The organism is Corallococcus exercitus (assembly GCF_042231735.1).
Classification (GTDB): domain Bacteria; phylum Myxococcota; class Myxococcia; order Myxococcales; family Myxococcaceae; genus Corallococcus; species Corallococcus exercitus_B.
Genome location: NZ_CP102577.1, coordinates 1,059,470 through 1,083,238 on the forward strand (window position 1 = coordinate 1,059,470; position 23,769 = coordinate 1,083,238).

Sequence of the window (23,769 nt, forward strand, 5' to 3'; positions counted from 1 at the left end):
TCCCGGCAGGCCTGAAGATGTTTCAGGGGCCCCTGTTGGACCCGGGTCCACTTGTCTGTCATTCGGGGCTCCGGGGCTCGTGCACGGTATGCCCATGGCCGGGCTTCCTGCTCTTTCTTCCAGCGCGAGATCGCCTGACGTAGTCTCGCGCGCCCATCTTTCGTTGCAGGAGGCCGCGTGGAGCGGAGTTCCTTCGGTACGGCCCCGGGCGGACAGCCCGTTGATGTCTACACCCTCACCAACCGGCAGGGGATGGAGGCGCGCGTCACCAACTACGGCGGCATCATCCTCAGCCTGCGCGTGCCGGACCGGGACGGCCGCTTCGACGACGTGGTGCTGGGCTACGACGCGCTGGCGGACTACGTGGCGGAGTCCCCGTACTTCGGCGCGCTCGTCGGCCGCTATGGCAACCGCATCGCCCGGGGCCGCTTCACGCTCGACGGCCGGCAGTACACGCTGGCGACGAACAACGGGGTGAACCACCTGCACGGCGGGCTCAAGGGCTTCGACAAGGTGGTGTGGACGGCGGCGCCCTTCGAGAACGACCAGGGCATGGGCCTGGTCCTCACCTACGTCAGCCCCGACGGCGAGGAGGGCTATCCGGGGACGCTGACGGCGCGGGTGACGTACACGCTGACGGCCGACAACGCGCTCGTCTTCGACTACCACGCCACCACGGACAGGCCCACGCCGGTCAACCTCACGCAGCACAGCTACTTCAACCTCGCGGGCGACGGGCAGCGCGACATCCTGGGCCATGTCGTCACGTTCAACGCGGACCGCTTCGTCCCGATTGACGCGACGTCCATCCCGCTGGGGCCGCTGCGCGACGTGACGGGCACGCCGTTCGACTTCCGGCGGCCCACGGCCATCGGCGCGCGCATCCAGCAGGACGACGAGCAGCTGCGCAACGGGCTTGGCTATGACCACAGCCTCGTGCTCGACAAGGGGGGCCAGCCCGGCGCGCTGACGTTGGCCGCGCACGTCCTGGAGCCCACCACCGGCCGGGTGATGGAGGTCCACACCACCGAGCCGGGCATGCAGTTCTATTCCGGCAACTTCCTCGACGGCACGCTGAAGGGGAAGCGGGGCGCCGTCTACCACCACCGCTTCGGCTTCGCGCTGGAGACCCAGCACCTGCCAGACTCGCCGAACCAGCCGGCCTTCCCCTCCACCCTCCTGCGCCCTGGCGAAGAGTACCGCTCGCGCACCCTCTACCGCTTCTCCGTCTCCGGAGCGTGAGCTCCGCTGCGCCCCCACCCTGGTGAACACTTCGATGACGCTTCGCGAACAGGTCGAGCAGGACTTCCACCGGCGCTTCGGCGCGGCCCCCACCGCCGTCGTGCGGGCCCCGGGCCGCGTCAACCTCATCGGTGAGCACACCGACTACAACGACGGCTTCGTGCTTCCCATCGCCATCGACCGCGAGGTGTGGATCGCCTTGCGCCCGCGCGAGGACGGCCGCGTCGTCGTCCACTCGCTCGACTACAGCGAGTCCCTGTCCTTCGAGATCGGGCCGCTGTCGCGCGCCGGCACGGAGTGGGGCGAATACCTCAAGGGTGTCGCCTGGGCGCTGCGGGAGGCTGGCCACACGCTGAAGGGCTGGGAGGGGGTGCTGGGCGGGAACGTGCCGCGCGGCGCGGGGCTCTCCTCGTCCGCCGCCGTGGAGCTGGCCACGCAGCGCGCCTTCGCCACGGTGAGCGGCCTGCCGTGGCAGCCCGCCACCATGGCGCTGCTCGGCCAGCGCGTGGAGAACCAGTGGATGGGCCTCAACACCGGCATCATGGACCAGATGATCGTCGCGGGCGGACGCGAGGGCCATGCGCTGCTCATCGACTGCCGCGACCTGTCGCTCCAGCCCGTGCCCCTCCCCAAGGGCGCCGTGGTCGTCGTGCTCGACACGGGGACGCGCCGGGGGCTGGTGGACTCCGCCTACAACGAGCGCCGGAGCCAGTGCGAGGCCGCCGCGCGCTTCTTCGGCGTCAAGGCGCTGCGGGATGTGGACGCGGAGACCTTCTCGAAGCGGGAGCAGGAGCTGGACCCGCTGGTGCGCCGCCGCGCGCGGCACGTCATCACGGAGAACGACCGCACCGTGCAGGCCGCCGAGGCGATGCGCGCCGGAGACCTCACGCGGCTGGGCCGGTTGATGGACGCAAGCCATGACAGCCTGCGCGACGACTTCGAGGTCACCAACGAAGCGCTCAACGCCATCGTTCTGCTGGCGCGGGCGGAGCCGGGCTGCTTCGGAGCCCGGATGACGGGCGCGGGCTTCGGCGGCTGCGCGGTGGCCCTCGTCGCCCCCGGTCAGGCGGAAGCGTTCGTCCAGAGCGTCCACGCGAAGTACATGCAGGCCACGGGGAACACCCCGCAGTGCTACGTGTGCCAGGCCGCGGAGGGGACGAGCGTCGTGTGACGTGCCCCCGGGTGGAGTCCTGAATCCCTCTTGTCAGTCCAGCACCGGGGCCACGAGGCCCTGACGCTGTGTCGGGGCGCTTGCCGCCCCCCAGGAATGTGAACGATGGCGGATGTGCTGCTTCGGGATGTGCGCAAGCAATATGGCTCGCAGGCGGTAATTCACGGTGTCTCGCTCGAGCTGCGACACCGCGAGTTCATCGTCTTCGTCGGCCCCTCGGGGTGCGGCAAGTCCACGCTGCTGCGGATGATCGCCGGCCTGGAGCAGGTGAGCGGCGGGGAGATCTTCATCGGCGGGCGCCGGGTCAACGACACGCCGGCGGGTGACCGCGGCATCGCCATGGTCTTCCAGAACTACGCCCTCTATCCGCACATGACGGCGGCGGACAACATGGCCTTCGGCCTGCGCAACATCGGCACGCCGCGCGCTGAAATCGACGAGCGCGTGGCGACCGCCGCGAAGACGCTGCAGATCGAACACCTGCTCAACCGCCGCCCCGCGCAGATGTCCGGCGGCCAGCGCCAGAGAATCGCCATCGGCCGCGCCATCGTCCGCCGGCCCGACGTCTTCCTCTTCGACGAGCCGCTCTCCAACCTGGACGCGGCGCTGCGGGTGCAGATGCGCGTGGAGCTGGTGCAGCTCCACCAGCGGCTGGAGGCCACCTCCATCTACGTCACCCACGACCAGGTCGAGGCGATGACCATGGCGGATCGCATCGTCGTCTTCCGCGACGGGCGCATCGAACAGGTGGGCACGCCGCTGGAGGTCTACCGGTCGCCCGCGAACACCTTCGTCGCCGGCTTTATGGGCGCCCCCAAGATGAACCTTCTTAAGGCACGGGTGGTGGCCGTCAGCCCCGGACAGGTGGAGGTCGCCCTGCCGGGCGGCCGGGCCTGGCTCGCGGCGGATGGCCGCGCGCTGACGGCGGGTGCGCCCGTCACCTTCGGCGTCCGCCCCGAGCACGTCCGGCCGACGTCGGGGGAGGGCATCTTCCGGGGGCAGGCGCGCGCCATTGAGCGGCTGGGACGCGAAACGCTGCTGCACGTGGTGGGGGCGGACGGAGCCACGCTCATCGCCACCGACACGGGCGACAGCGCCGTGCGCCTCGGCGACACGGTGACACTCGCGATTGAACCCGGCCATGGCCGGCTCTTTGGCGCGGATGGAATGGCCCTGCCGTCCACCGCCGCGAGCGCCGCATGAGTGTCCAGGCCACGAGTGTCACCCCGGCCCAGGCTCCAGATGCCGGCTCGCGCAACGAGGGGCTTGCGCGCCATCGCAACGCCGTCGCCGGCTATGCCTTCCTGGCGCCCTTCCTCCTGTTCTACGCCGTCTTCCTGCTCTATCCCTTCGCGCTCGGCCTGTGGATGAGCCTGCACGACTGGGAGATCGTCGGGGACTTTCGCGAGTACATCGGCCTCTTGAACTACGCGGAGCTGTGGGACGACCCGTACTTCTGGGAGGCCCTCAAGCGCACCCTGCAGTTCGCCGCCATGACGGCCCCGGCCGCGACGTTGCTGGGCCTGGTCCTGGCCCTGGCGCTCCAGAAGCCGTTGCGGATCTACGCGGCGCTGCGGGCCGTCTTCTTCGCCTCCAACATCTTCTCCGTCACCGTCGTCACCCTGGTGTGGGCCATGGTGCTCAACCCCGACCGCGGCCTCATCGCCAACGGCCTGCGCGCGGTGGGGCTTCAGCCCATCGCCTTCCTGGCCGACAAGGACTGGGCCATGCCGGCGCTGATGGTGACCTCCCTGTGGTGGACCGCCGGCCTCCCGATGGCGCTCTTCCTCGCCGGCCTCCAGCAGATCCCCCCGGAGGTCTACGAGGCGGCCCGGCTGGACAAGGCCTCGCGGTGGGCGGTGCTGCGGCACATCACGCTTCCGGCGCTCGCGCGTACCACGCTGCTCGTGGTGGTGCTCCAGACGGTGATGCACCTCCAGGTGTTCGGCCAGCCACTGCTGATGACGCGCGGCGGGCCCGCCAACTCCACCCGGCCGCTGGTGCAGCTCATCTACGAGACCAGCTTCCGCGACTGGCGGTCCGGCTACGCCTCCGCCATCTCGACGGTGTTGTTCGTCCTGATGTTCGGCGTGGCGCTGCTGCAGTTCCGCCTGTCGCGGCAGGAAGGGGAGTGACGCGATGAACCGGACCCTGACGGACCGCCTCATCCTCGCCCTGGTGGTGGTCGCCGCCTTCGTGTGGATGATGCCAATGCTGTGGGTGCTGACCCTGTCGCTCAAGCCCAACGAGGAGCTGGTGCGCTCCACGAACGGCATCATCCCCTGGCCGCGCACCCTGGAGCACTTCGCCACGTTGCTGCGGGTGTCCTTGACGCCGCGCTGGCTGCTCAACAGCGTGGTGGTCGCCGTGGGCATGACGGTGGCGACGCTGCTGCTGTCGTCGCTCGCCGGCTACGCGTTCGCCCGCATCGACTTTCCGGGACGCCGCGCCGTCTTCCTGCTGGTGATGGCCGGGCTGATGGTGCCCGAGCAGGCCATCCTCGTGCCCCTGCACGCCATGTTCGCGGACTGGGAGCTGCACAACACGTACTTCTCCCTCATCGCCCCCCGCCTGGCGGGGCCGATGGGCGTGTTCCTGATGACGCAGTTCTTCAAGGCGGTTCCCCGCGAACTGGAGGAGGCCGCGGAGCTCGACAACGCGGGCCGCTTCAAGGTCTTCTGGTCGGTGATGTTGCCGCTGTCGCGCCCCGCGCTGACGACGTTGGGCATCTTCACCTTCTTGTTCGCCTGGAACGACTTCCTCTGGCCTGTCGTCACCGCGACGCAGCCGGAGATGTACACGCTCAGCGTCGGGTTGGGTTCGCTGCAGGGCAACTTCGCGATGTCGGAGGGGCTCGGGTTCCTGATGGCGTCGGCCGTGTTCGCCAGCGCCCCCATGCTCATCCTCTACGTCGTGTTCCAACGCTACATCGTGCAAGGCATTGCCATCACCGGCGGCAAGTAGCCCCCCCTGGAGCCGCTCCCATGAAGATGAAGACGCTACTGCCGGCAGTGCTGCTGGCCGCGATGTTCGGCACCACCGCCGCGCGGGCCGGGACGGAGATCACCCTGTTCCGCTTCTTTGGCGGGTGCAGCGACGCGTACGCCAACGTCACGGACGTGTCGAAGGCGGTGGGCGAGTGCGGCATCGTCCAGGTGCTGACCAACAAGTTCAACGCGGAGAACACGGACGGCATCACCGTCAAGACGCAGTCGGTGGAGTGGGGCGTCTACTACGATCGGCTGAGCGCCAACGTCGCGGGCCGCACCCCGCCGGACATCGCCGTCATGCACCGCAGCGTCCTGCCGAACTACCAGGTGCGCAACCTGCTGCTGCCGCTGGGCAAGGACTTCGCGGCGGTGGGCATCGACGTCGCGGACTTCGTGCCGGCGGCGCGCGAGGGTGTCACCGCCAACGGCGAGATCTGGGCCCTGCCGTTCGACCTTCACGCCCTGCTGTGGCACGTCAACGCCGACCTGTTCATCCGGGCGGGGCTCGTGGACGACAAGGGCCAGCCGAAGCTGCCCCGAAGCCCCGCCGAGTTGATGCAACACGCCGCGACGATGAAGGCGAAGACGGGCAAGTCCTACTTCGCCATCCCCTCCGGCGCGGACCCGATGCCCTCCTGGCAGTACCTCACCTGGGTCTGGCAGCAGGGCGGCAACATCGTGGACGCGCAGAAGAAGGAGGCGCTGCTGGAGTCGAAGGAGAGCCGGGAGGCGCTGCGCCTGCTCGACGCGCTCTACGCGTCAGGCGCCGCCAATCCCCAACACGACTACGCCTCCGCGCAGCAGGCCTTCCTCGCCGGAGAGGCGGCGGTGCTGGTGAACGGCACCTGGGGCGTGGACACGTACGCGGCCCAGGCCGCGACGGGAAAGTCCGGTCTCAAGAACTACGTCGTGCGGGACATGCCCAACCTCTATGGCAAGGAGGCCGTCTGGTCCGACAGCCACACCTGGGTGATGCCGAAGCAGACAAAGCCGGATGCCGCGAAGCAGAAGGCGGCGCTCACCTTCCTGAAGTTCCTCAACGACAACAGCCTCCAGTGGGCGCGGACAGGGCACCTGCCGGTGCGCGCCTCCGTGCTGCAGAGCGCGCAGATGCGGGCCCTGCCGCACCGGGCGGAGTACACGCGCACCGCCACCATCGCCACGGCGCTGCCGCCCATCCAGTACCAGCGCGCCCTGGGAGATCTTCTGGTCAACGAGCTGAACTCCACCTGGCTGGTCCAGAAGGATCCCGACAAGGCCCTGGCGGACTCCCAGCGCGCGGCCGCAGCCATCCTGCGCCGCTCCCGACGCAGATAGCCGCCCTCCATGCTTCCTTGCCTGCCCGGGGTTCAGGCCGCGCCCCGGTACTCACGCTGCTGGAGTGGGAAACGCGGCCTCCACTAGCATCACGTGCCCCCATGACTTCTTCCGTTGACCGTGAAGCTCCGCGTGGCCCCTCGGGTGCCCAGGCGCCTGGCGCCAATGCCCTCCGCTCCAACACCCCGCGAGACACGGCGGACTTCTTCGACCTTCCGCCGGATGCGACGCGCACGCTGAAGGACATCGTCGCGAACCTGCAGCGGGTCCCCGAACCGCTCCTCCACGAGACGATGGCCGACCCCTTCGTGCTGCGATTGACGGCGGCGAACCCCGGTGGCGCGCGCACCGCCGGCCTCTGGATGGTGGCCACCACCAATGACCAGCCGTTCGCCTTCCGGCTGTATCGCTTCGACGGCGGCCGCTGGGTGCCGCACCTGAAGGATGGCAGGCATTGCGCCATCTTCCCCGAAGGGCGGCTCCCCGCGTGGTGGAACGCCGGCGAGATGGATCCGCTCTCGCCTGACTTGCCCCGGGACCTCGTCGTGGCTCGCTGGGCCCCTGAAATCGACGTGCGCCACGGGCTCCTCACGCTGCACTACACCGCGAGGGACCGCGCCGGCATCCTGCGCTCCGCCTACGCCACGGCCACCGCCATCGACGGTGAGTGGACGGACCATGGCTACCTCGACATCAACGTCCGCGTGAAGGACCTGGCGCCCGGCTACCCGGGCGGGCCCGCCGGTGAGAACCCGGTGGTCGGGATGATTGACGGCCATGTGGCCACGGCCGTCGACGCGCAGGGGACGGAGCGGACGTTCCTGCTCACCAAGGTGGACGGCAACGGGCTGCAGTGGACGGACCCGGTGACGGGGCAGCGCCACAAGGCGCCCACGCCCATCCTGTCGCACGAGTTCCGGCAGGAGCCCGATGGCCGCATCATGCTCGTGGGTGAGGCGAAGGTCCTGCTCACCAATGGCCCGCATCACGACGGCCTGATTGAGGGCCAGTTCGTGGTGCACGAGAACGGCCAGTCCCACCTCATCTACAGCGCGGGCTTCTTCGGCAACGCCGAGTACCGCACGTACATCGCGAAGCTGGACCTGCTGGCGAACGAGGTGCGGGACGAGCGGCTCCTCATCGACAGCCAGAGCCCGGCGCTCGGCGGGCAATGGAACGGCCCGGGTCACCCCTCGTTCGTCCGGGTGGGCGAAGGCCTCCACGCGATGTACCTGCACGTGTGGCGCAACGGCACCGAGTATTCCAAGGACGGGGACCAGCGCAGGGCCATCCAGTGCCATGTCGCCTTCCGGGACCTGGAGGGCCGCCCGTGTGAGCCGTTCCTCGTGGAAGAGCGCTTCTCCACCCCGGCCTGACGAAAGCCCCGGATGCCCCTGCTGCCACTGCTGGTCCTCAACGCCGCACTGACGGCCGCGACCTATTCCAATCCCGTCTTCGACGAGGACTTCCCGGACCCCACCGTCCTCGACGCGGGCGGTGGGTGGTACTACGCGTACGCCACGCAGGGCACCGTCGCCGGCAAGGTGCAGAACGTCCAGGCGGCCCGCTCGCGCGACCTCGTGAAGTGGGAGCGCGCGGGCGACGCGCTGCCCGTGAAGCCCACGTGGGCCTCGACGACGCAGATGTTCTGGGCGCCGGACGTCCACCGTCGCGGGCGCAGCTTCTTCCTGTACTTCTCCGCCACCCTGGACCCCGAGCGTGCGGCGAGCTTCAAGAAGGAACGGGGCGCGGTGGACAGCCCGGAGGAGGTCTTCTGCCTGGGCGTCGCCACGGCGTCCAAGCCCGAGGGCCCGTTCCACGACAGCGGGCGTCCGCTCGTGTGCGGGTTGTCCTTCGTCAACATCGACCCGATGGCCTTCGATGACGCGCGCACGGGGCGCAAGTACCTCTACTGGGGTTCGGGCTTCCAGCCCATCCGCGTGCAGGAACTGGCGGCGGACGGACTCTCCTTCAAGAAGGGGAGCGCTCCCACGGAGCTGGTGCGCGCGGACAAGGGCGTCCCGTTCCAGACCCTGGTCGAGGGCGCGTGGGTCGTCCAGCGCGGCGGCTACTACTACCTCTTCTATTCGGGCGAGAACTGCTGCCACGGCCCGCTGCAGGAGGTGAAGTACGCCGCCCTGGTGGCGCGCTCCCGCACGCCCACCGGTCCCTTCGAGACGCTGGCGCAGGCGACGGGCGCGCCTGACAGCGCCGTGCTGCGCCGGAGCGACGCGTGGATCGCACCGGGCCACAACTCCGTCTTCACCGACCGCAAGGGACAGGACTGGATTGCCTACCACGCCATCGACGTGCGGCGTCCCTACGTCGAGGAGGTCATCGGCAAGGACCGCTCGGTGCGCCGCCCGATGTTGATGGACCGGCTCACGTGGAAGGACGGGTGGCCGCGCGTCGAGGGCGGGATGCCCTCGGCGGGCCCCGTGGCCGCGCCGTCGTTGACCGGCAAGTGAGCAGCACCCCGCTTGGGAGAGGGAACATGAGCACCGTGCACGCACCGCAGGAAACCCACGAGCCGGCCGACCTCCTGCGCGGCCTCTACGGCGACGGCATCATCGGGCTCAAGGGCGCCTTCCCACGCGACTGGGTGGCGCGGATGCGCGAGGACATCGAGACGCTCTTCGCCGAGGCCCAGCGGGTCCCCGGCGGTGCGCTGCCTCGCGGGCCGCAGCGCTGGTATGTGGAGGTGCACCCGGAGCGCATCCGGGGCTTCGTCGACATCGCCACCCACCCGTGGTTCGTCGCCGTCTGCGAGGCGGTGCTCGGGCCTGACTATCGCATCGTCGAGGTGGGCTTCGACGTTCCCTTCCCGGGCGCGGCCGACCAGCCCTGGCACCGCGACTTCGCCGCGCCGGAGGCCACGACGAAGGGCCGTCGCCTCAACTCGCTGGCCTTCAACCTGACGGCCGTGGACACAATCCCGGAGATGGGGCCGTTCGAGGTCGCGCCCGGAACCCAGTGGGATGTGTTCGAGGGCTGCGCCAAGGGCATGTTCCCCCCTCGCGAGCTCTGGCCGCGCTACATCGCCCGCGCGGTGCAAAAGCTGCCGCGCATGGGCGACATCTCCGCCCGCTCCGCCCTGACCATCCACCGGGGCACCGCCAACCGCTCGGACCAGTCGCGTCCGGTGCTGGTGGTGGGCGTGGATGCGCCGGACGCGACGAACGCCAACCACCATGACCTGCAGGTGACGCGGCGCTACCTGGAGTCCCTGCCAGCCCGCGTCAGGGAGCACCTCACCTGCCGCGTGGTCGATGCGCTCGCGACGGTGGTGCAGCATCACACCATCGAAGGGCTGCTGAAGCCCGCGTACTGAGTCGAGAGCGCGGGGGCCATGCGTTTCGGTGACGGGCGCTCTATCCTCCCGCGCATGAAAAACCAGGCCCCGGATGTGGATGGAGAACTGGATGATCCCCGGCTCGCGCGTGACGGCTTCGACGCGGCCAGCTTCCGGGCGCTGCTCGCCCGCTACCAGCGCGGAGAGCTGACGGAGGCCCGGTCCGTGGAGGGCCCCCTCGAACCGCCGCGGCCGGGGGACGTCCAGCCGCTGCCGGGCGAGGGCACCCCTGCCCACGAAGCCTGCCGTGCGGCGGGGGAGCAGGCCTTCCGCGAGGGCGCGGTGGCCGCCCTGGTGGTGGCCGGTGGGGCGGGGACGCGTTTTGGAGGCGGCGTGAAGGGGCTGGTCCCCGTTGTGGGGGAGCACACCTTCCTGGACCTCAAGCTCGCCGAGGCGCGCCGGTTGGGCGAGCGGCTGGGCCGCCCGGTGCCGGTGGCGGTGATGACCTCCTATCTCACGCACGAGGCCATCGCCGAGCACCTGGAAGCCCGGGGGCTGGGGCGGGACGTTTTCCTCTTCCGGCAGCGGATGCTTCCCCGGCTCACGCCGGAAGGTGCCTTGTTCCGGGAGGCGGACGGGCGGCTGTCCTTCGCTCCTTCTGGCCATGGGGACGTGTTCCGCGCCCTGCGCGAGAGCGGGGTAGGGCAGACGCTGCGCGAGCGCGGGGTGCGTTGCATGTACTTCTCCAACGTTGACAACCTGGCGGCGACGCTCGACCCGGTCGTCATCGGGATGCACCTGCAACGGGGCTGCGACATGACGGTGGAGGTGACGCCGCGGGCCAACCCCAGTGGCGCGCTGGACGCGGGCGCCGCGCCGGTGCGCGTGGACGGCCTGCTCCAGCTCGTGGAGAAGGTGGACCCCAAGCAGCATGCCTTCATCTCCACCAACAACATCACCTTCCAATTGGAGGCCATGCTGAACGAAGCGCTGCCCATTCCCTACCGGGTGGTCCCCAAGAAGGTGGACGGCGCGCCCGTGCTCCAGTTCGAGCAGGTGACGGCGGAGGCCAGCAGCCTCACCCGGCCGGATGGCCAGCCGCTGCTGTCGCTTGCCTTCATCGAGGTGGGGCGCACGGACCCCGCGACGAGCCGCTTCGAACCGGTGAAGGCCCCGGATGACCTCCCCCGGGTGGCGGAGCGCCTGCGGCCGCGGCTGGAGGCCTTGCGTTAGGGGCTTTCGCCACGCCCAAGCCGCCTGCCGCGCCCCTGAGGGGGCGCGTCGTTCAACTCAACGCGTCCCCCAGTTGCCCAAGAAGTCGCCCATGGTGAGCTGCACGCCTTGGTTGCGCAAGATGCCGTAGGCGGCGGTCACGTGATAGAAGAAGTGGGGGATCGCGAAGGCGATCAGAAACTGGCTGCCTTTGGAGCGCATCGAGCCACGGCGATGCTCGATCACGATCTCCCGCTCGAGGCCGGCTTCCAGGTCGCCTGACGCGATCTCTCGGAGATACGCGATCGTCGCATCCAGGCGCTGGTGCAGATTCGCGAAGCTCCTTGCATCGTTCGCGGCCGGCACCGATGGCGCACCCAGCAACTGCGCCATCGCCAACCGGGCTCCCTCCGCGGCCCAGTGGACTTGAGCAGCGAGCGTGTACATGTGCAGGTCCATCGGCGCGTTACCCGCGGCGCCACGCACGAGCCCTTCCTCAGCGAGTCGCGCGTCCAGCAACGCCGCTTCATCCCTGCCACTGGCAGCGGCATGGTCTTCGGCCTTCGTCAGCTGCGCTTTCAGGTTTGTCAATCCGCGGATGAACAGGCCAGCAGATAGATCGTAGGAATTCAAAGGCATGGCGCACCCTTCACTTGCTTCATGCGCCGATGCTAACCGGTTTCGACCGGCGCCTGATGGCCGTCACGCTCCGGTCACGCCCCCCGGGCTACTCCGCTTCGCGCTGACACTGCGTGTCCAGTGCGAATCAGAGTCACTCACCTCCAGGGGAAATCCTCACATGCGTAGCAATACCCATCACGCCCGGTTCATCCGGGCGCTCACGGCCGTGGCCTGCCTGGGCACGGCCTGTCGCCCCGAAGGGGCCGTGGAACCCAGCCCTCCGCCACCGCCCGCGCCCCAGACGCCGGCCACGGCCATCACCGGCGTGCGCTCGGCGTGGGTCCGTCTGGGGCCCAACGCGGAGCCGAAGGAAGTGAAGTACGAGGCCGTCAACGGGCTCGCCCTGTTCGAGGGGGACATCATCCTGGGCACCGTGGAGGACGTGGAGCGCGAGTCCGCGAACGTGCGCGCCCAGGCCGAAGGGCGCGTGTCCGCCCAGTCCATCCACGTCACCGGCAGCAGCAAGCGCTGGCCCAACGGTGTCGTCCCGTACGTCCACATCTATGGCTCGCTGGATGACAACGCCGTCGTCCACGACGCCATCCAGCACTGGCAGCGCAAGACGGGCCTGCGCTTCGTGCCCCTGTCCGCGTCGACGCCCACGTCCACCGACCACGTCTACTTCGTGAAGGGGCCGGGCTGCTCATCCTCCGTCGGCCGTCAGGGCGGCCGTCAGTTCATCCAGCTCGAGGGTGCGTGCGGTCTGGGCGCCGTCATCCACGAAATCGGCCACGCCATCGGCTTCTGGCACGAGCAGAGCCGCGAGTTCCGCGATGACTTCGTGGAGATCCTCTGGGGCAACATCGAGGAGGGCAAGGAGCACAACTTCGAGCAGCACATCAGCGACGGCGACAACTTCGGGCCCTACGACTTCGGCTCCATCATGCACTACGGGGCCACGGCCTTCGGCCGCCCCGACCCCGTCACCGGCAACCCCATGACGACCATCCGCACCAAGGGCGGTCAATCCATCGGGCAGCGCGATGGCCTGAGCGCGGGCGACATCACCTCCGCCGCGGCGCTCTACCCGGGCGAGGTGAAGGGAAACTTCGAGGAGATCTCCGCCACCGGCCAGGTGAAGGGCTGGGCGCTGGACACCGCCTCTCCGGAGCGGTCCATCGACGTGCACTTCTACATCGACGGGCCGGCCGGCTCCGGCGCGCTCAACACCGCGGCCCCCACGAACGTCTTCCGCGCGGACGTCAACAGCGCCAACGGCGGCATCCTGGGCAATCACGGCTTCTACTTCCCCGTGCCCGCGTACTTCCGCGATGGTCAGACGCACACGGTGTACGCCTATGGCCTTGACGCGCAGGGCCTCCACAACCCGCTCCTCGCGGGCTCGCCGCGCAGCTTCAACCTGCCGGGCGCCTTCGGCACGCTCAACACCCTCTCCTACGACGGCGTCGTCTCCGGATGGGCGCTGGACCTGGACTCGCCCAACACCTCCATCACCGTCTCCTACTCCATTGACGGCAATCCGGCGTCGGTGGGCAGCGTCGTGGCGAGCCTCTACCGGGCCGACGTGAAGGCCGCCTACCCGATGGTGTCGGGCGCCCACGGCTTCTCCTTCCGCATCCCGGACGCCTACATGGACGGCCTGGAGCACACGCTGCGCATCTACGCGGTGGATCAGCAGGGCCGCCACAGCCCACTGCTCACCAACGCGCCCAAGACCTTCCGGCTCGCCATGCCCGCGGTCTACCGCGCGGGTGTCTTCTCCGGCACGGGCGGCGCGGAGCAGCTGCTGTCCCTCTTCGGAACGGGCTACGGCACGCGCGTGTTCGTCACGGGCTACGTCAACGCCATTGGCTGGCCCAGCGAGGACTACCACGAGATCTATGGCGCATCGCCCCTGCTGGACGGCTTCCACAGCCCCGGTGACACCCAGCTCCAGGGTGACTTCCGCGGCCTCGGCCATGACCAGCTGCTCCTCATCAACAACAACGCCGTCACCGGCGGCGGCCGGGTGCTGGTCGCCGACTTCCGCGACGGCGTGGTCCCCGGGGAGGTGCGCTACCTGGAGACCTACGGCCAGAACACCCTGCTCAACGACTGGCATGGCACGGAGGACCTCCAGCTCGCGGGGGACTTCCTCAACCGCGGCCATGACCAGGTGCTGTTCTTCAACCGCTCCGGCTACGCGGGCCGGGTGATGATCGCCGACTTCAGCGACGGCGCCGTGCCCGCGGAGGTCGGCTACTACGAGAACTGGAGCGCCCCCAACTCCTTCGAGGACTGCTCCGAACCGGACGACGTGCTCCACGTGGGCGACTTCCGGAACCTGGGCTACGACCAGGTGCTCTGCATCAACCGCTCCGGCCCCGGCGCGCGCGTGCGCATCCTCGACTTCCACACCGGCGTGGCTCCGGCGCAGGTGCGCTACGTGGAGCAGCCCGGCGCCTCCACGGTGCTGGACAACCTGGTGGACGCGGAGGACAAGCAGGCCGTGGGCGACTTCCGGGGCCTGGGCTACGACCAGCTCCTGATGGTGAACCCCGGCGCCACCGGCCCGGCCATGATTGTCGCGGACTTCCTCGACGGCGTCCCGCCCGCCGAGGTGCGCTACCGCGAGGAGAAGGGCGTGAGCACCACCCCCGGCCGCCTGGGCAGCCGGACGATGCTCGTCGGTGACTTCCGCGGCGTGGGCTACGACCAGGTGCTCTACGGCACCTCGACGGACCCCTCCCGCTACACCTTCATCATGGACCTCTCCGACGGTGTCGCTCCGGCGGAGAAGGTCTTCGAGAAGGCGGAGATCAACTGAGCCGCTGAGCCGTCACCTTCGTACAGGGTGGAGCCCCGTCCCCAGGTCAGGGCCGCGGCTCCACCTTGTGCCTGCGCGCGGGGCTCTGCTGCCCCGCGCGTGGAGCAGCCGGCGGTGAAGACATGTCCGCGCTGCTCCATCCGCCGAAGCCAAAGCTGTTGCTGACGACGTAGGCTCCCCGGTCGACGATGAGCTTGCCGCGTCTGCCTACTCCCCCGAGGGGAACCACCCGAAATGCGGGAGCGCCACGGAACGGGGCTACTCCCACTTGACGGACCCGATCGCCGAGCCGTTCTTCAGCGCGCCTCAATGAGCTCGATCGCTCGCGTTGCGGCCGCCCCCAGCGCTGAGTGCGGCTTCATCCCGCGCAGCGCATCCAGCGCTCCCGATGCCTCACCACCCATGAGCCCGAGCGTGACGATCGCAAGCTGGCGTCGTGCCACGTCCGCGGAGTCATCTCTCAGGAAGGCCGCCAGCGCTGCCGCACTGATGGGGCCTCCACTTCGCAGCGCGAGCCCGATGGATTCCGTGTCACCGAGCTTCCGTGCGAGCGACGCGTAGTCGGGCACATATTCCGGAGCCAGGACACGCCCTTCCGGCGTGAAGTGAACGAGTCGTTGATTCACCTCGAGTTCCAGCACGCTGAAGTCTCCCGCTCGATGTTCGAGGCGCCGGGTGATCACGAAAACGGACGGTGACGGAATCGACTTCGTGTCGAGGAACACCCGGTAGTGGCGCTGCGAAGCTTCGAGTGACAGGCTGTGCGACGTCCGCCGTGTCTCGGTCACCGCCAACCGCTCATTGAGCGTCCGTGGGTACGTGATGCGTGCCGCGGGATTTTCTTTCGGCGGAGGTTGGGCGACCTGCTCTTGCGCCAGCTCCAAAGCGTGGGCTGGCTCGAAGAAATCACCAGACTCCTCGGCGTACGCAATGCCGTCGGTGATCGAAGCGAGCACACCCCACACAGCCACCGCACTCGCGAGCTGATTCAGGTCGGCTCTCGTCACGAGTGAAACGACGAGCTCCTGCTTCGCCACGCGCTTGCGGACCTTCGCCTCCAGCTCCGCATCAGCGATCGGCTCGACCCGCCATTCGAAGCCCGCGTCATAACCCTGGAACGTCGCCGGCCAGAACCCACTGTCGTCGCGAGTGTTCCATTTGGGGTCGAGTCGGAGGGCAATCTTCGCCTTGTCGAGCGCCGCATTGAGTTGGGCCGCAGTCGGTAGTCGCTGGGTGCGCAGAAAGACGGAGTGCGTGATGGACATGCGCGGGTTTCTCCCTCGGACTCGCGCTGCAATCAGGTGCTCGCGCCGCGCCGTGCTGGAGCAGGCGAAACGCTCATCGTAGTCAACCCGGGCCAAGCCTGGTGCAGAATCGGAAGCGTGGCGGCCACTTACTGCTGCGGCGGGTTGAGCGTCAGCTGCAGCAGGGTGCCCCGTCCATGCCGTGGCACCAGGCGGACCAGCACTGGTTGGGATCATGCCCGACGCACAGCGTGTACTCGCCGTCGTGGGTGAGGGAGTAGTCGGTCTGGAGGTCCTTGCAGGTGGCCGGCAGGAGGAGCGGGGGGCGGTACTTCAGCTGCAGCAGCGAGCCGGTCTGGTTGTAGGGGTTGTAGCTGCCCAGGGGGCCGGTCCAGCCACAGAAGCCTCCGCCGGAGAGCGTGACGACCTGTCCATCGCCGCTGGCGACGGCGTTGCCTGAGGCATCGAAGCCCCCCACGCCGAACAGGCCCGAGTCCACCTCGAAGTTCGTGCCGATGAGGTTGATGTTGGCCTGGGCCTGCTCGCCATTGCAGGACATGGCGACGCCGAAGGGCATGGCGCGCACGGTGTCCGGCGAGTGCGTCAGCTCTCCGGTGGAGGTCGCGAAGGTCTGGTCGCCGGTGTCCACCTGGAATGTGTCCGGGTGCAGGCGCACGCGCTGGTAGGACGTGACCACGCTGGTGCCGGGCGAATCCCCGCCCGCGAGGTAGCGCGAGACATTGGTGTCCTGCATCTGCAAGGGGAGGGTGAGGTACTCCCTGGGCGTGCCGGCCATGTCGTGGCAGTACGCGCCCCAGGATGCGTCGGGGTCACCGCCCACGTACAGGGCGTAGTGGCCGTCCGGAGCGTTCGGGTGGACGGCATGCACGTCCGCGCACGTCGCGGGCAGCGTGCTGAGCGCCTGGGGCGCGGAGGCTCCGGCCGGAGACGCGGGGTCGTTCGTGCCGCAGCCCACGGCGAGCGCGGTGAGGCTCCAGGCCAGGACGCGGGTCGCGCGGCGATCCAGGATGGGGACGGCGAAGGACTTCGGGGTGGGCTTCATGGGTGTGGGGCTCCTTGGAGGCTGCTGCGGAGCCCTTCCATGGCAAGGGCGGGGCCAGCGGCGATGCGCGCGGGCTCCGGCCGGGATTTCGCGGTGTTGCGCGGTTGGACGGGCCCCCGGCGGTGGCGCGGGCGTCTTTGTCCTCGCTTGCGTCGTGATGCCCACCGTGGACGCGCTGACCGTGATGCATGGCGGTGCCTCACTCGCCTTCGCGCTCGCGGTCCATGGAAGCGCTGCGGCCTACGGAGTCGTGCTGGCCGCCGCGCTGTTACGCTCTCAAACAGTCACTTCTTGATTCATTGAGCGACGGAGTCTTGTTATCTGGCCACCTGCATTCCACACCCTCTCGAGGTACCTTCCGATGAGTGGCCAATTGCTGACCTGGGCCGTTCTCCCTTTGCACCCACAGGTGGGGCTCGAGGCTGTCGCCGCAGCGCTCGCTGAGTTCCATCCAAGACTCGAAGGTGAGTACCTCCGCGTCTCCAATTTCTTCATTGTCCAGGTCGTTGCGACACAGGTGCCGAACCGGTTGGATTGGAGCTACGCGTCGAGCACGGCGCCCATTGGTGCGACGAGCGTGGAGATCCTCGCACCCGCCGAGGGCTGGCTTGGCCGGCTCGCATCGCCGGAGGTCATGTCGGCTGTTGGCATCAAGGGGTTGAGTGCTTCAATCACCGCGGATCGCTACCTTCAGCTCACCGCGATGGTGTGCAAGCTCGCCGCGCTTGTTACCGCCGTGGTGCAGCCCCTGGCCGGCTACATGGCCTTCCCCTCCGCCGCCTTCGTGGCGGATTCAAACGACTACATCGCGAAACTGAACCCCGGACCTCTCTGGTCGTATCCCTTGAAGCGTGCTTCCGGGTGGATCGAAAGCTCGGGTCTTGGCGGTTTTGGGTTGCCTGACATCGCGATGCCCACGGACCCGTCACGACAGCAGGTCTTCGAGTCAACCGCCTACGCGATCATGCAGGCGATGATCTCGAATGGGCCGTTGCCAATAGGCACCGTGTTCGGGTCGAAGGCCGGCCAGTTCCGCGTCGACGCGGAGTTGTCCGATGCGATCTGGCTCCAGCCCACGGAAGCTGGGCTCGGGAGCGAGGCGGCCGCTCGTGGCCGTGCGTGTGTGGGCCGCAAGCGCGCGCTGGCTTCTCTCATTGGCCCTCACTCGCACTACCATGTCCCCCGCAGCGAGCACCACGTCGCGCAGGAGCACTTCTTCCTCCTCGGTGATGAGTGCATCGCGGTGACCAACGGCGTGAGTGATGCCGCACAGCGAGGTGGACAACAAGAAGACGAGAACACCCACGTCGAGTTCGCGGTGCACGCGCGCCGGTTGGGCGCCTGGACGCACCAGGTGCTCGCGTGGATGGCTCAGAGCTTCCACGCCCACAACGGTGCTCGGCCGTTCCGTTTGTACGACCGGGTGGTCCCGCCCGCACCGATGGGAGGGGCTGCCGCGGTCCTGCTCTGGCCGTACGGCCACCTGCAACCGGAGCCCACCCGGCGTGTCGAGCTTTGGATCTTGCTCCCGCTGACCGCGGAAGAACTGAGGCAGTTCCGCGAGAACCCGGAGTCCCAGGCCCAATGGATTCAGGAGCGTGAGACTCAACGAGACATTGATCTCATCGAGCAGCGATGGGGCTAGCGAGGGTCATTGGCGAAGGCTTCCTGGCTGGCACGGCGCAAGGCCTCGATGAACTCTTCGACTTTCGAAACCCGGATCGCTCCCATCCCTGACAGCTGGCCTTCTGCGTCCACGAACATCCACTCCACTGACGGCTCGCCAAAGCAAGACACGAAGCCGACATGAAGGTCCGAGCCTCCGGTGTCATTGATTACCACTGTGGGATGAAACATGGATTTTTCCTGTTCCGAGGTTTCCGCTCGCCCGAGCAAATCCCTCCAATCCGCTGACTGTCAATCCGACGGGGCAGGTGTGTACTGGAGGGGCTCGTGAGCTTGCCCTTTGTCGGAGGAGAGTCCGCGCCAGACCCCAGGCGCGAGTCGTGGCCCCTGAGGCTGCGGCGTGACCCGGAGGGTGGCTGCCTGCTCGAGCTCGTCAACTCCGGTGGCGTGCACCCGATCCACGCGATCCACGAACGTCTTCGCGGTGTCCTGGAGCGGCTGCCTGACGGCCTCGAGCTCGCCTATCTGTGCCGGGTCGCCCCGGGACGGCACTACAACGTCTCGCACCTGATCGCGGTCGAGCTCTGCGAGCGCCAGCCGCGACTCGCAAGTGTCAGCGCGCTGTTGCCGGAAGACTTCATCGCGGCGCGGACCTGGCTTCTTCTCGCTCGTGCCCAGGCGCGATTGATGGCGGGCGAAGTGGCGGGCAGCGTCGAGGATGCGCGTCAGGCCTTTCAACGCGGGGTCGAAGCGGCGGATGCGCCTCGCGTTGCCGAGTTCTTCGCCTGGCTGCCGCCGGAAGGCCGCGAGGCCCTTCGTCCGGAGTACCTGGCCTGGTTCGAGCGGCAGCCCGTGGAACAGCTCACGCGCTGGCAAATCGAGCTCCCCTGGTGGTCTGAACGCCAGCTCCTGGAGCACGGAACCGCCCTTGCTCCGTACCAGTACTGGAAGGATCGTGAGGAAGCGGCGCGCGTCGTCGCGGAGCTGCGCCGTCGCGGCTCCGGGTCGGCTGCACGGTTCGAAGCGCAACTCGGCGCCACCGCCGCGCCGCAGGGCATGGCCACCGGCGATGTGCCTGTGCCCCGCACCGACAGGCCGCTCCGCATCGGGATCATCGGCGGGGGACGGATCGGCGTGCGGCTCGGCACGCTGTGGGCGAGGGCAGGGCACAGCGTCCGCATCGGGGTCCGGCGGCCGTGGCGGGTGTCCGTGGAGCCACCGGTCGCGGTGGGCGACGTCTCGCGGGCGCTGTCTCACGGGGAGGTCATCGTGCTGGCGACGCCCGTCTCGGCCCTCGAGAGCGTCGCCGAATCCGCACGACAGATGCTGGCCGGGGTGGTCGTGATCGACGTGACGAACCCCGAGGATCCTTACTACGCAGCCAGGTTGGGCAATTCTCAGCGCGGCTCTGGAGCGTTGACCGGGTCGCTGTTCCCGGGAGCGCGAACGGTGAAGGCCTTCAATACGCTCCACGAGCGAGCCTTGTTCGGCCCGGCGGTCGCGCTCGTGCCCCCCGCGGTTCCGATCGCCTCGGATGACGCGGAGGCCGTGGCCACGGCGGAGCAGCTCGTGCGCGATGCGGGCTTCGAACCCGTCGTCGTCGGGCCGCTCGCCGCCTCGGCGCGCTTCGACCGCGGGACAGCGCTCTGGGGCTCGCTCGCCAGTCACGCACAGGTATGCGCCGCGCTTGGCATCGAGGCCCCCGCGCGGCCATCGCACGAACAGGTCCCGACCCGCACGCTGGTCGAGGCCGTGCTCTCCCTGGCCATGCCGAAGGAAGCGCTCGAGCCCGACTTCGGGGAGGACTTCCACCCCTTCGGGGATGCCTGGCGCCGGCAGTTCGCCGAGTGGCGGCTTCCGTGCCCGGAGGGGCTCGCCGAGCTCGCGGACGGCGCGGGGGAGGTGTTGATTGATATCGGCGGCTGGGGGCTTATCGAGCCGCAGGGGGATACCGACCTTCGCGAGGGGCTTCGGCGCGACGTCTCGGCGGCGCACCTTGCCGACATGGCGCCTTTGTTCGGCCGCGATGGCGACCTCTTGCTGCTGGACGCGGAGGGGCGCGTCCACCTCTGGCTCCATGAAGAAGGGGAGGAGACGCGGGTGGTCGCCAGGGACTTCCGCGCGCTCCTCGCGATCTTCGCGGCACACATCGACCCGGGCCTTCTCTGACCCTCATCGGCACCTCCAGCCGGCGTGTTAGCGTTCCGCACGATGAGCGGGCAAAAAGGGACGATCGTCGAGCTCAACCCCATTGATGCCCTCGGGTGGATCGAGCTCGACGAAGGCGGGCGGGTGCGCTTCGGCGGCACCGCGCTCAAGGGCTTCTCCGTGAGCCCCTCGGTTGGCACCCGGGTCGAGGTGCACGGCACCGCGCCGGGCTACAAGGGCGTGCCCAAGGCGGTGATGGTGACGCCGCTTGTCGTCGCGCCCGCGGCCACCGAGGAGCCCAAGGACGAGCCGAGCCCCGCGCGGAAGAAGACCCCATGGCCGACCTTCGTGCGCGAGCACCCGCGGTGGAGCGACGTCGCCGAGACCTGCGTGCCCTGCGCGCGCAAGGCGCCTCGTCCCGAGCTCCCCGAGCACCCGCTGTTCGCGCCCTGGCGCCGTGAGCTCCGCGAGACCGCGCCAACCTCCGTCGATCTGAAGGTGCCGCATTACCTGAAGCCCGAGAGCTTCGCTCCCGGCCCCGGTGATTGCTTCGCGCACGGCTCCGTCGCCTGGCTCGACGAGCCGCGCTGGCCGAGCTGCGGCGTCTGCGCTCGCCCGCTGGAGATGTGCGTCCAGATTTCGCCGGCCGTGCTCGCGGACTTCCTCCCCGGCGGCCGCGGCCTCGCCGCGCTCTTCTGCTTTCACTGCGGCGTTGCGATGAACAGCGATCCGCGCGTCGCGCACGTGCGCCTGGTGGAGCCGAGGCACCGCGTCACCGGCCCCGAGGCGTGGCAATCGGCGTCGAGTGGCTGGCGGCGCGAGAGCCAGCGGGTGACGCCGGCCTCCCCGGCAACCGAGTTGGCGTCGGCGAGCTGGTACCGCTTCCGCTCGGAGAGCACGCCGGAGACCGCGTCGAGCGGGCTCTTCGGCTTCGATGCGCCCGAGCTCGACGGACCGTTCCCCGAGGGCTTCGATCCGGATCTGCTCGAGGAGGTCGACGTGGAGTACGACGACTGGCTCAAGCATCTGCGCGGCGGCGCGCGCTGGGGCGGAGCTCGCCTCGGCGGCGTGGCGGGCTGGGACCAAGCCGACGCGACGCCGAGCTGCGCGCACGGCGAGATGCCGCACCTGCTCGACTACGAGGGCGGGCAGTTCCTCGATGGGGCGCTGCACGTGTTCTCGTGTCGCGAGCGGGTCTGCGAGCTGGCGTTCGTCGCGGAGTTCTGAGGCGCCTGCGCTCGACCGTCTCTTGCTCCCTCAGGCGCATCTTCGCCTTGGGCTCCTCCAGGGTGGCGGTGAAGCCTTCGAGCCCCGGGTCCGAAAGGGCATGTCAGACCGGTGATGTGCAATCTCCTTCGGCGGGACCCGCAGCGCCACGACATGAACCCTTGGAGGCTTGGGACTTGGAAACCCCTGGACGCGGATTCGGAAGCGCCGTGGTCATCGGCAGCAGCATGGCGGGGCTCTTGAGCGCGCGGGTGCTCGCGGACCACTTCGACAAGGTGACGCTGGTGGAGCGGGATGTCCGGGGGGAGGGGCCCGCCGCGCGCAAGGGTGTTCCGCAAGGGCCGCACATCCACGTGCTGTTGGACACGGGCCGGCGCATCCTCGACAAGTACTTCCCGGACCTGTTCGAGCAGCTCCAGGTCCAGGGCGCCGAGCTCATCGACTCGAGTGGAGACCTCGCCTGGCACCACTTCGGGGTGTGGAAGCTGCGCCGCACCAGCGGCATCCCCGGGCTGCTGTGCACCCGGCCCCTGCTCGAGTGGAACGTCCTGCGCCGGGTGAAGGCGCGGCCCAACGTAGCGGTGCGCGAGGGCTGCTCCATCGAAGGGCTCATCTCCGACGAGAAGGGCACGGGGCGCATCACGGGCGTCCGGGTCAAGACACCCCAGGGCGAGGAGTCGTGGGAGGCGGACCTCGTCGTGGATGCCAGTGGCCGGGGCTCGCGGATGCCTCAGTGGTTGGAAGCCATCGGCTATGCGCGCCCGGAGGAAGAGCAGGTCATCGTGGACCTTTCCTACACGACGTGCCTGCACGAGCCGCCGCCCCACTTCCAGAAGGAATGGAAGGCGCTCTTCCTCTATCCAAGTCCTCCCAAGGCCTGGCGCGCGGGTTTCATCTCACACGTGGAGGGAGGCCGGTGGCTCGTCACCCTCAATGGCTACTTCGGGGAGCACGCGCCCACCGAGTACGCGGGGTTCCTCGAGTACGCGCGCTCACTGACGCGTCCGGACCTGTACCACTACCTGAAAGAGGCCACGCCGATAGGGCCCATCTCCCAGCACAAGGTGAAGGACTGCCGGTGGCGGCACTACGAGAAGCTGCCCCGCTTTCCCGAGGGGCTGGTCGTCCTGGGAGACGCCGCGTGTGCCTTCAACCCCCTCTACGGGCAAGGCATGTCGGTGGCGGGGCTTGGCGCGGAGCTGCTGGACACCTGCCTTCGCGAGCAGGCCGGACGAGGCGAGCTATCCGGCCTGGCACAGCGCTTCCGCGAGCGGCTGCCTGAAGTCATCCGGCTCCCGTGGCTGTTGGGCACGGGCATGGATCTGCTGTATCCGCAGGCCGTCGGGAAGCGGCCCTTCGGGCTGGGCTTGCTGCACTGGTACCTCCTGCGGCTGATGGAGCGTACGTCGACCGACGCCCACGTCCATCGCCAGTTCTACCGGATACTGCACCTGCACGCGGGGCTGGAGGCGGTTCTCCAGCCCTCCGTGGCCTTGCCCGTGTTGGGCCATGGCGTCATGTCGCTCCTCCGCCCTCTCCAGCGGCTGGCGAATACCGAGACACGGCCTCCCCCTCTCACGCCCCCGCGTCCAAGCCCTGTCCCGGTCCAGAAGTCCACGGATACGTTCTGAGCCCGGATCGCGCCTCCTGTCCCATGGAGTCATGCGCCCGGTGTATTGTTCGTGCATATGCACTGGCACTTGCACCTGAAGCGCGTGGCCCTGCTGGCTGTGCTCTTCGCGGCGTCCGGGCTCATTGGAGTCGACGCGCACGCACAACAATGTGGCCC

Annotated in this window: 19 protein-coding genes; 15 read left to right on the forward strand and 4 right to left on the reverse strand. The window is 68.8% G+C overall.

Annotated elements, in window-relative coordinates; all coding sequences use genetic code 11:
• The first annotated feature begins 177 nt into the window (after positions 1-177).
• The 10 genes from NR792_RS03950 to NR792_RS03995 all read left to right on the forward strand — a co-directional run bounded on the left by NR792_RS03950 (position 178) and on the right by NR792_RS03995 (position 11,245).
• On the forward strand, positions 178-1,242 hold the full coding sequence (locus NR792_RS03950) for an aldose epimerase family protein (RefSeq protein ID WP_375758728.1): 1,065 nt from the start codon (positions 178-180) through the stop codon (positions 1,240-1,242).
• 34 nt (positions 1,243-1,276) lie between these two features.
• Positions 1,277-2,413, forward strand: a complete 1,137-nt coding sequence (gene galK / locus NR792_RS03955) for a galactokinase (RefSeq protein ID WP_375758729.1) — start codon at positions 1,277-1,279, stop codon at positions 2,411-2,413.
• Positions 2,414-2,518: 105 nt separating this feature from the next.
• On the forward strand, positions 2,519-3,616 hold the full coding sequence (locus tag NR792_RS03960) for an ABC transporter ATP-binding protein (RefSeq protein ID WP_375758730.1): 1,098 nt from the start codon (positions 2,519-2,521) through the stop codon (positions 3,614-3,616).
• Positions 3,613-4,548, forward strand: a complete 936-nt coding sequence (locus tag NR792_RS03965; protein WP_375758731.1) for a carbohydrate ABC transporter permease — start codon at positions 3,613-3,615, stop codon at positions 4,546-4,548. Before NR792_RS03960 ends, NR792_RS03965 begins: the two co-directional genes overlap by 4 nt.
• 4 nt (positions 4,549-4,552) lie before the next feature.
• Positions 4,553-5,377: a carbohydrate ABC transporter permease gene (locus NR792_RS03970; protein ID WP_375758732.1), complete on the forward strand. Its 825-nt coding sequence runs from the start codon at positions 4,553-4,555 to the stop codon at positions 5,375-5,377.
• A 20-nt stretch (positions 5,378-5,397) separates the two neighbouring features.
• Positions 5,398-6,720, forward strand: a complete 1,323-nt coding sequence (locus tag NR792_RS03975) for an extracellular solute-binding protein (protein WP_375758733.1) — start codon at positions 5,398-5,400, stop codon at positions 6,718-6,720.
• A 101-nt stretch (positions 6,721-6,821) separates the two neighbouring features.
• Positions 6,822-8,096: a xylosidase gene (locus NR792_RS03980; RefSeq protein WP_375758734.1), complete on the forward strand. Its 1,275-nt coding sequence runs from the start codon at positions 6,822-6,824 to the stop codon at positions 8,094-8,096.
• Between the two features lie 12 nt (positions 8,097-8,108).
• Positions 8,109-9,188, forward strand: coding sequence for a glycoside hydrolase family 43 protein (locus NR792_RS03985; protein WP_375758735.1), 1,080 nt, complete (start codon positions 8,109-8,111; stop codon positions 9,186-9,188).
• Positions 9,189-9,214: 26 nt separating this feature from the next.
• Positions 9,215-10,051, forward strand: a complete 837-nt coding sequence (locus NR792_RS03990) for a phytanoyl-CoA dioxygenase family protein (RefSeq protein WP_375758736.1) — start codon at positions 9,215-9,217, stop codon at positions 10,049-10,051.
• 54 nt (positions 10,052-10,105) lie between these two features.
• Complete coding sequence (locus NR792_RS03995; RefSeq protein ID WP_375758737.1) at positions 10,106-11,245, forward strand: UTP--glucose-1-phosphate uridylyltransferase; 1,140 nt, start codon at positions 10,106-10,108, stop codon at positions 11,243-11,245.
• A 57-nt stretch (positions 11,246-11,302) separates the two neighbouring features.
• Here NR792_RS03995 and NR792_RS04000 read toward each other — a convergent pair whose 3' ends face one another.
• Positions 11,303-11,863 carry a DUF1993 family protein gene (locus NR792_RS04000; protein WP_375758738.1) on the reverse strand — a complete coding sequence of 187 codons (561 nt, stop codon included), beginning with the start codon at positions 11,861-11,863 and terminating at the stop codon, positions 11,303-11,305.
• 160 nt (positions 11,864-12,023) lie between these two features.
• Here NR792_RS04000 and NR792_RS04005 point away from each other — a divergent pair, with 160 nt between their 5' ends.
• Positions 12,024-14,672, forward strand: coding sequence for a M12 family metallopeptidase (locus NR792_RS04005; RefSeq protein ID WP_375758739.1), 2,649 nt, complete (start codon positions 12,024-12,026; stop codon positions 14,670-14,672).
• A 296-nt stretch (positions 14,673-14,968) separates the two neighbouring features.
• Here the strand turns inward: NR792_RS04005 and NR792_RS04010 are convergent, their stop codons facing one another.
• Together NR792_RS04010 and NR792_RS04015 are read right to left on the reverse strand one after the other, a co-directional pair.
• Positions 14,969-15,937 (reverse strand): hypothetical protein, encoded by a 969-nt coding sequence (locus NR792_RS04010; protein WP_375758740.1) that lies wholly within the window; start codon positions 15,935-15,937, stop codon positions 14,969-14,971.
• 151 nt (positions 15,938-16,088) lie between these two features.
• Positions 16,089-16,979 carry a GON domain-containing protein gene (locus NR792_RS04015; protein ID WP_375758741.1) on the reverse strand — a complete coding sequence of 297 codons (891 nt, stop codon included), beginning with the start codon at positions 16,977-16,979 and terminating at the stop codon, positions 16,089-16,091.
• Between the two features lie 361 nt (positions 16,980-17,340).
• On the opposite strand from NR792_RS04015, the gene NR792_RS04020 reads away from it, so the two are divergent.
• Positions 17,341-18,624 carry a hypothetical protein gene (locus NR792_RS04020; protein WP_375758742.1) on the forward strand — a complete coding sequence of 428 codons (1,284 nt, stop codon included), beginning with the start codon at positions 17,341-17,343 and terminating at the stop codon, positions 18,622-18,624.
• On the opposite strand, the gene NR792_RS04025 is transcribed toward NR792_RS04020, so the two are convergent.
• Complete coding sequence (locus NR792_RS04025) at positions 18,621-18,836, reverse strand: hypothetical protein (protein WP_375758743.1); 216 nt, start codon at positions 18,834-18,836, stop codon at positions 18,621-18,623. The genes NR792_RS04020 and NR792_RS04025 overlap by 4 nt on opposite strands.
• A 96-nt stretch (positions 18,837-18,932) precedes the next feature.
• Here NR792_RS04025 and NR792_RS04030 point away from each other — a divergent pair, with 96 nt between their 5' ends.
• From NR792_RS04030 to NR792_RS04040, 3 genes are all read left to right on the forward strand, one after another.
• Positions 18,933-20,774: an NADPH-dependent F420 reductase gene (locus tag NR792_RS04030; RefSeq protein WP_375758744.1), complete on the forward strand. Its 1,842-nt coding sequence runs from the start codon at positions 18,933-18,935 to the stop codon at positions 20,772-20,774.
• Positions 20,775-20,816: 42 nt separating this feature from the next.
• Positions 20,817-21,980 carry a hypothetical protein gene (locus tag NR792_RS04035; protein WP_375758745.1) on the forward strand — a complete coding sequence of 388 codons (1,164 nt, stop codon included), beginning with the start codon at positions 20,817-20,819 and terminating at the stop codon, positions 21,978-21,980.
• Between the two features lie 176 nt (positions 21,981-22,156).
• A complete protein-coding gene (locus tag NR792_RS04040; protein WP_375758746.1) occupies positions 22,157-23,611 on the forward strand; it encodes an FAD-dependent oxidoreductase in 1,455 nt (484 codons plus the stop codon).
• Positions 23,612-23,769: the final 158 nt, after the last annotated feature.

What these genes read in the sequence shown, in the direction of transcription:
- NR792_RS03970 (WP_375758732.1), top strand. Translation starts at nt 4,553, where the DNA reads ATGAACCGGACCCTGACGGACCGCCTCATCCTCGCCCTGGTGGTGGTC.
- NR792_RS03975 (WP_375758733.1), top strand. Translation starts at nt 5,398, where the DNA reads ATGAAGATGAAGACGCTACTGCCGGCAGTGCTGCTGGCCGCGATGTTC.
- NR792_RS03995 (WP_375758737.1), top strand. Translation starts at nt 10,106, where the DNA reads ATGAAAAACCAGGCCCCGGATGTGGATGGAGAACTGGATGATCCCCGG.
- NR792_RS04000 (WP_375758738.1), bottom strand. Translation starts at nt 11,863, where the DNA reads ATGCCTTTGAATTCCTACGATCTATCTGCTGGCCTGTTCATCCGCGGA.
- NR792_RS04025 (WP_375758743.1), bottom strand. Translation starts at nt 18,836, where the DNA reads ATGTTTCATCCCACAGTGGTAATCAATGACACCGGAGGCTCGGACCTT.
- NR792_RS03980 (WP_375758734.1), top strand. Translation starts at nt 6,822, where the DNA reads ATGACTTCTTCCGTTGACCGTGAAGCTCCGCGTGGCCCCTCGGGTGCC.
- galK (WP_375758729.1), top strand. Translation starts at nt 1,277, where the DNA reads ATGACGCTTCGCGAACAGGTCGAGCAGGACTTCCACCGGCGCTTCGGC.
- NR792_RS03960 (WP_375758730.1), top strand. Translation starts at nt 2,519, where the DNA reads ATGGCGGATGTGCTGCTTCGGGATGTGCGCAAGCAATATGGCTCGCAG.
- NR792_RS03985 (WP_375758735.1), top strand. Translation starts at nt 8,109, where the DNA reads ATGCCCCTGCTGCCACTGCTGGTCCTCAACGCCGCACTGACGGCCGCG.
- NR792_RS04035 (WP_375758745.1), top strand. Translation starts at nt 20,817, where the DNA reads ATGAGCGGGCAAAAAGGGACGATCGTCGAGCTCAACCCCATTGATGCC.
- NR792_RS04020 (WP_375758742.1), top strand. Translation starts at nt 17,341, where the DNA reads ATGAGTGGCCAATTGCTGACCTGGGCCGTTCTCCCTTTGCACCCACAG.
- NR792_RS03965 (WP_375758731.1), top strand. Translation starts at nt 3,613, where the DNA reads ATGAGTGTCCAGGCCACGAGTGTCACCCCGGCCCAGGCTCCAGATGCC.
- NR792_RS03990 (WP_375758736.1), top strand. Translation starts at nt 9,215, where the DNA reads ATGAGCACCGTGCACGCACCGCAGGAAACCCACGAGCCGGCCGACCTC.
- NR792_RS04015 (WP_375758741.1), bottom strand. Translation starts at nt 16,979, where the DNA reads ATGAAGCCCACCCCGAAGTCCTTCGCCGTCCCCATCCTGGATCGCCGC.
- NR792_RS04010 (WP_375758740.1), bottom strand. Translation starts at nt 15,937, where the DNA reads ATGTCCATCACGCACTCCGTCTTTCTGCGCACCCAGCGACTACCGACT.
- NR792_RS04005 (WP_375758739.1), top strand. Translation starts at nt 12,024, where the DNA reads ATGCGTAGCAATACCCATCACGCCCGGTTCATCCGGGCGCTCACGGCC.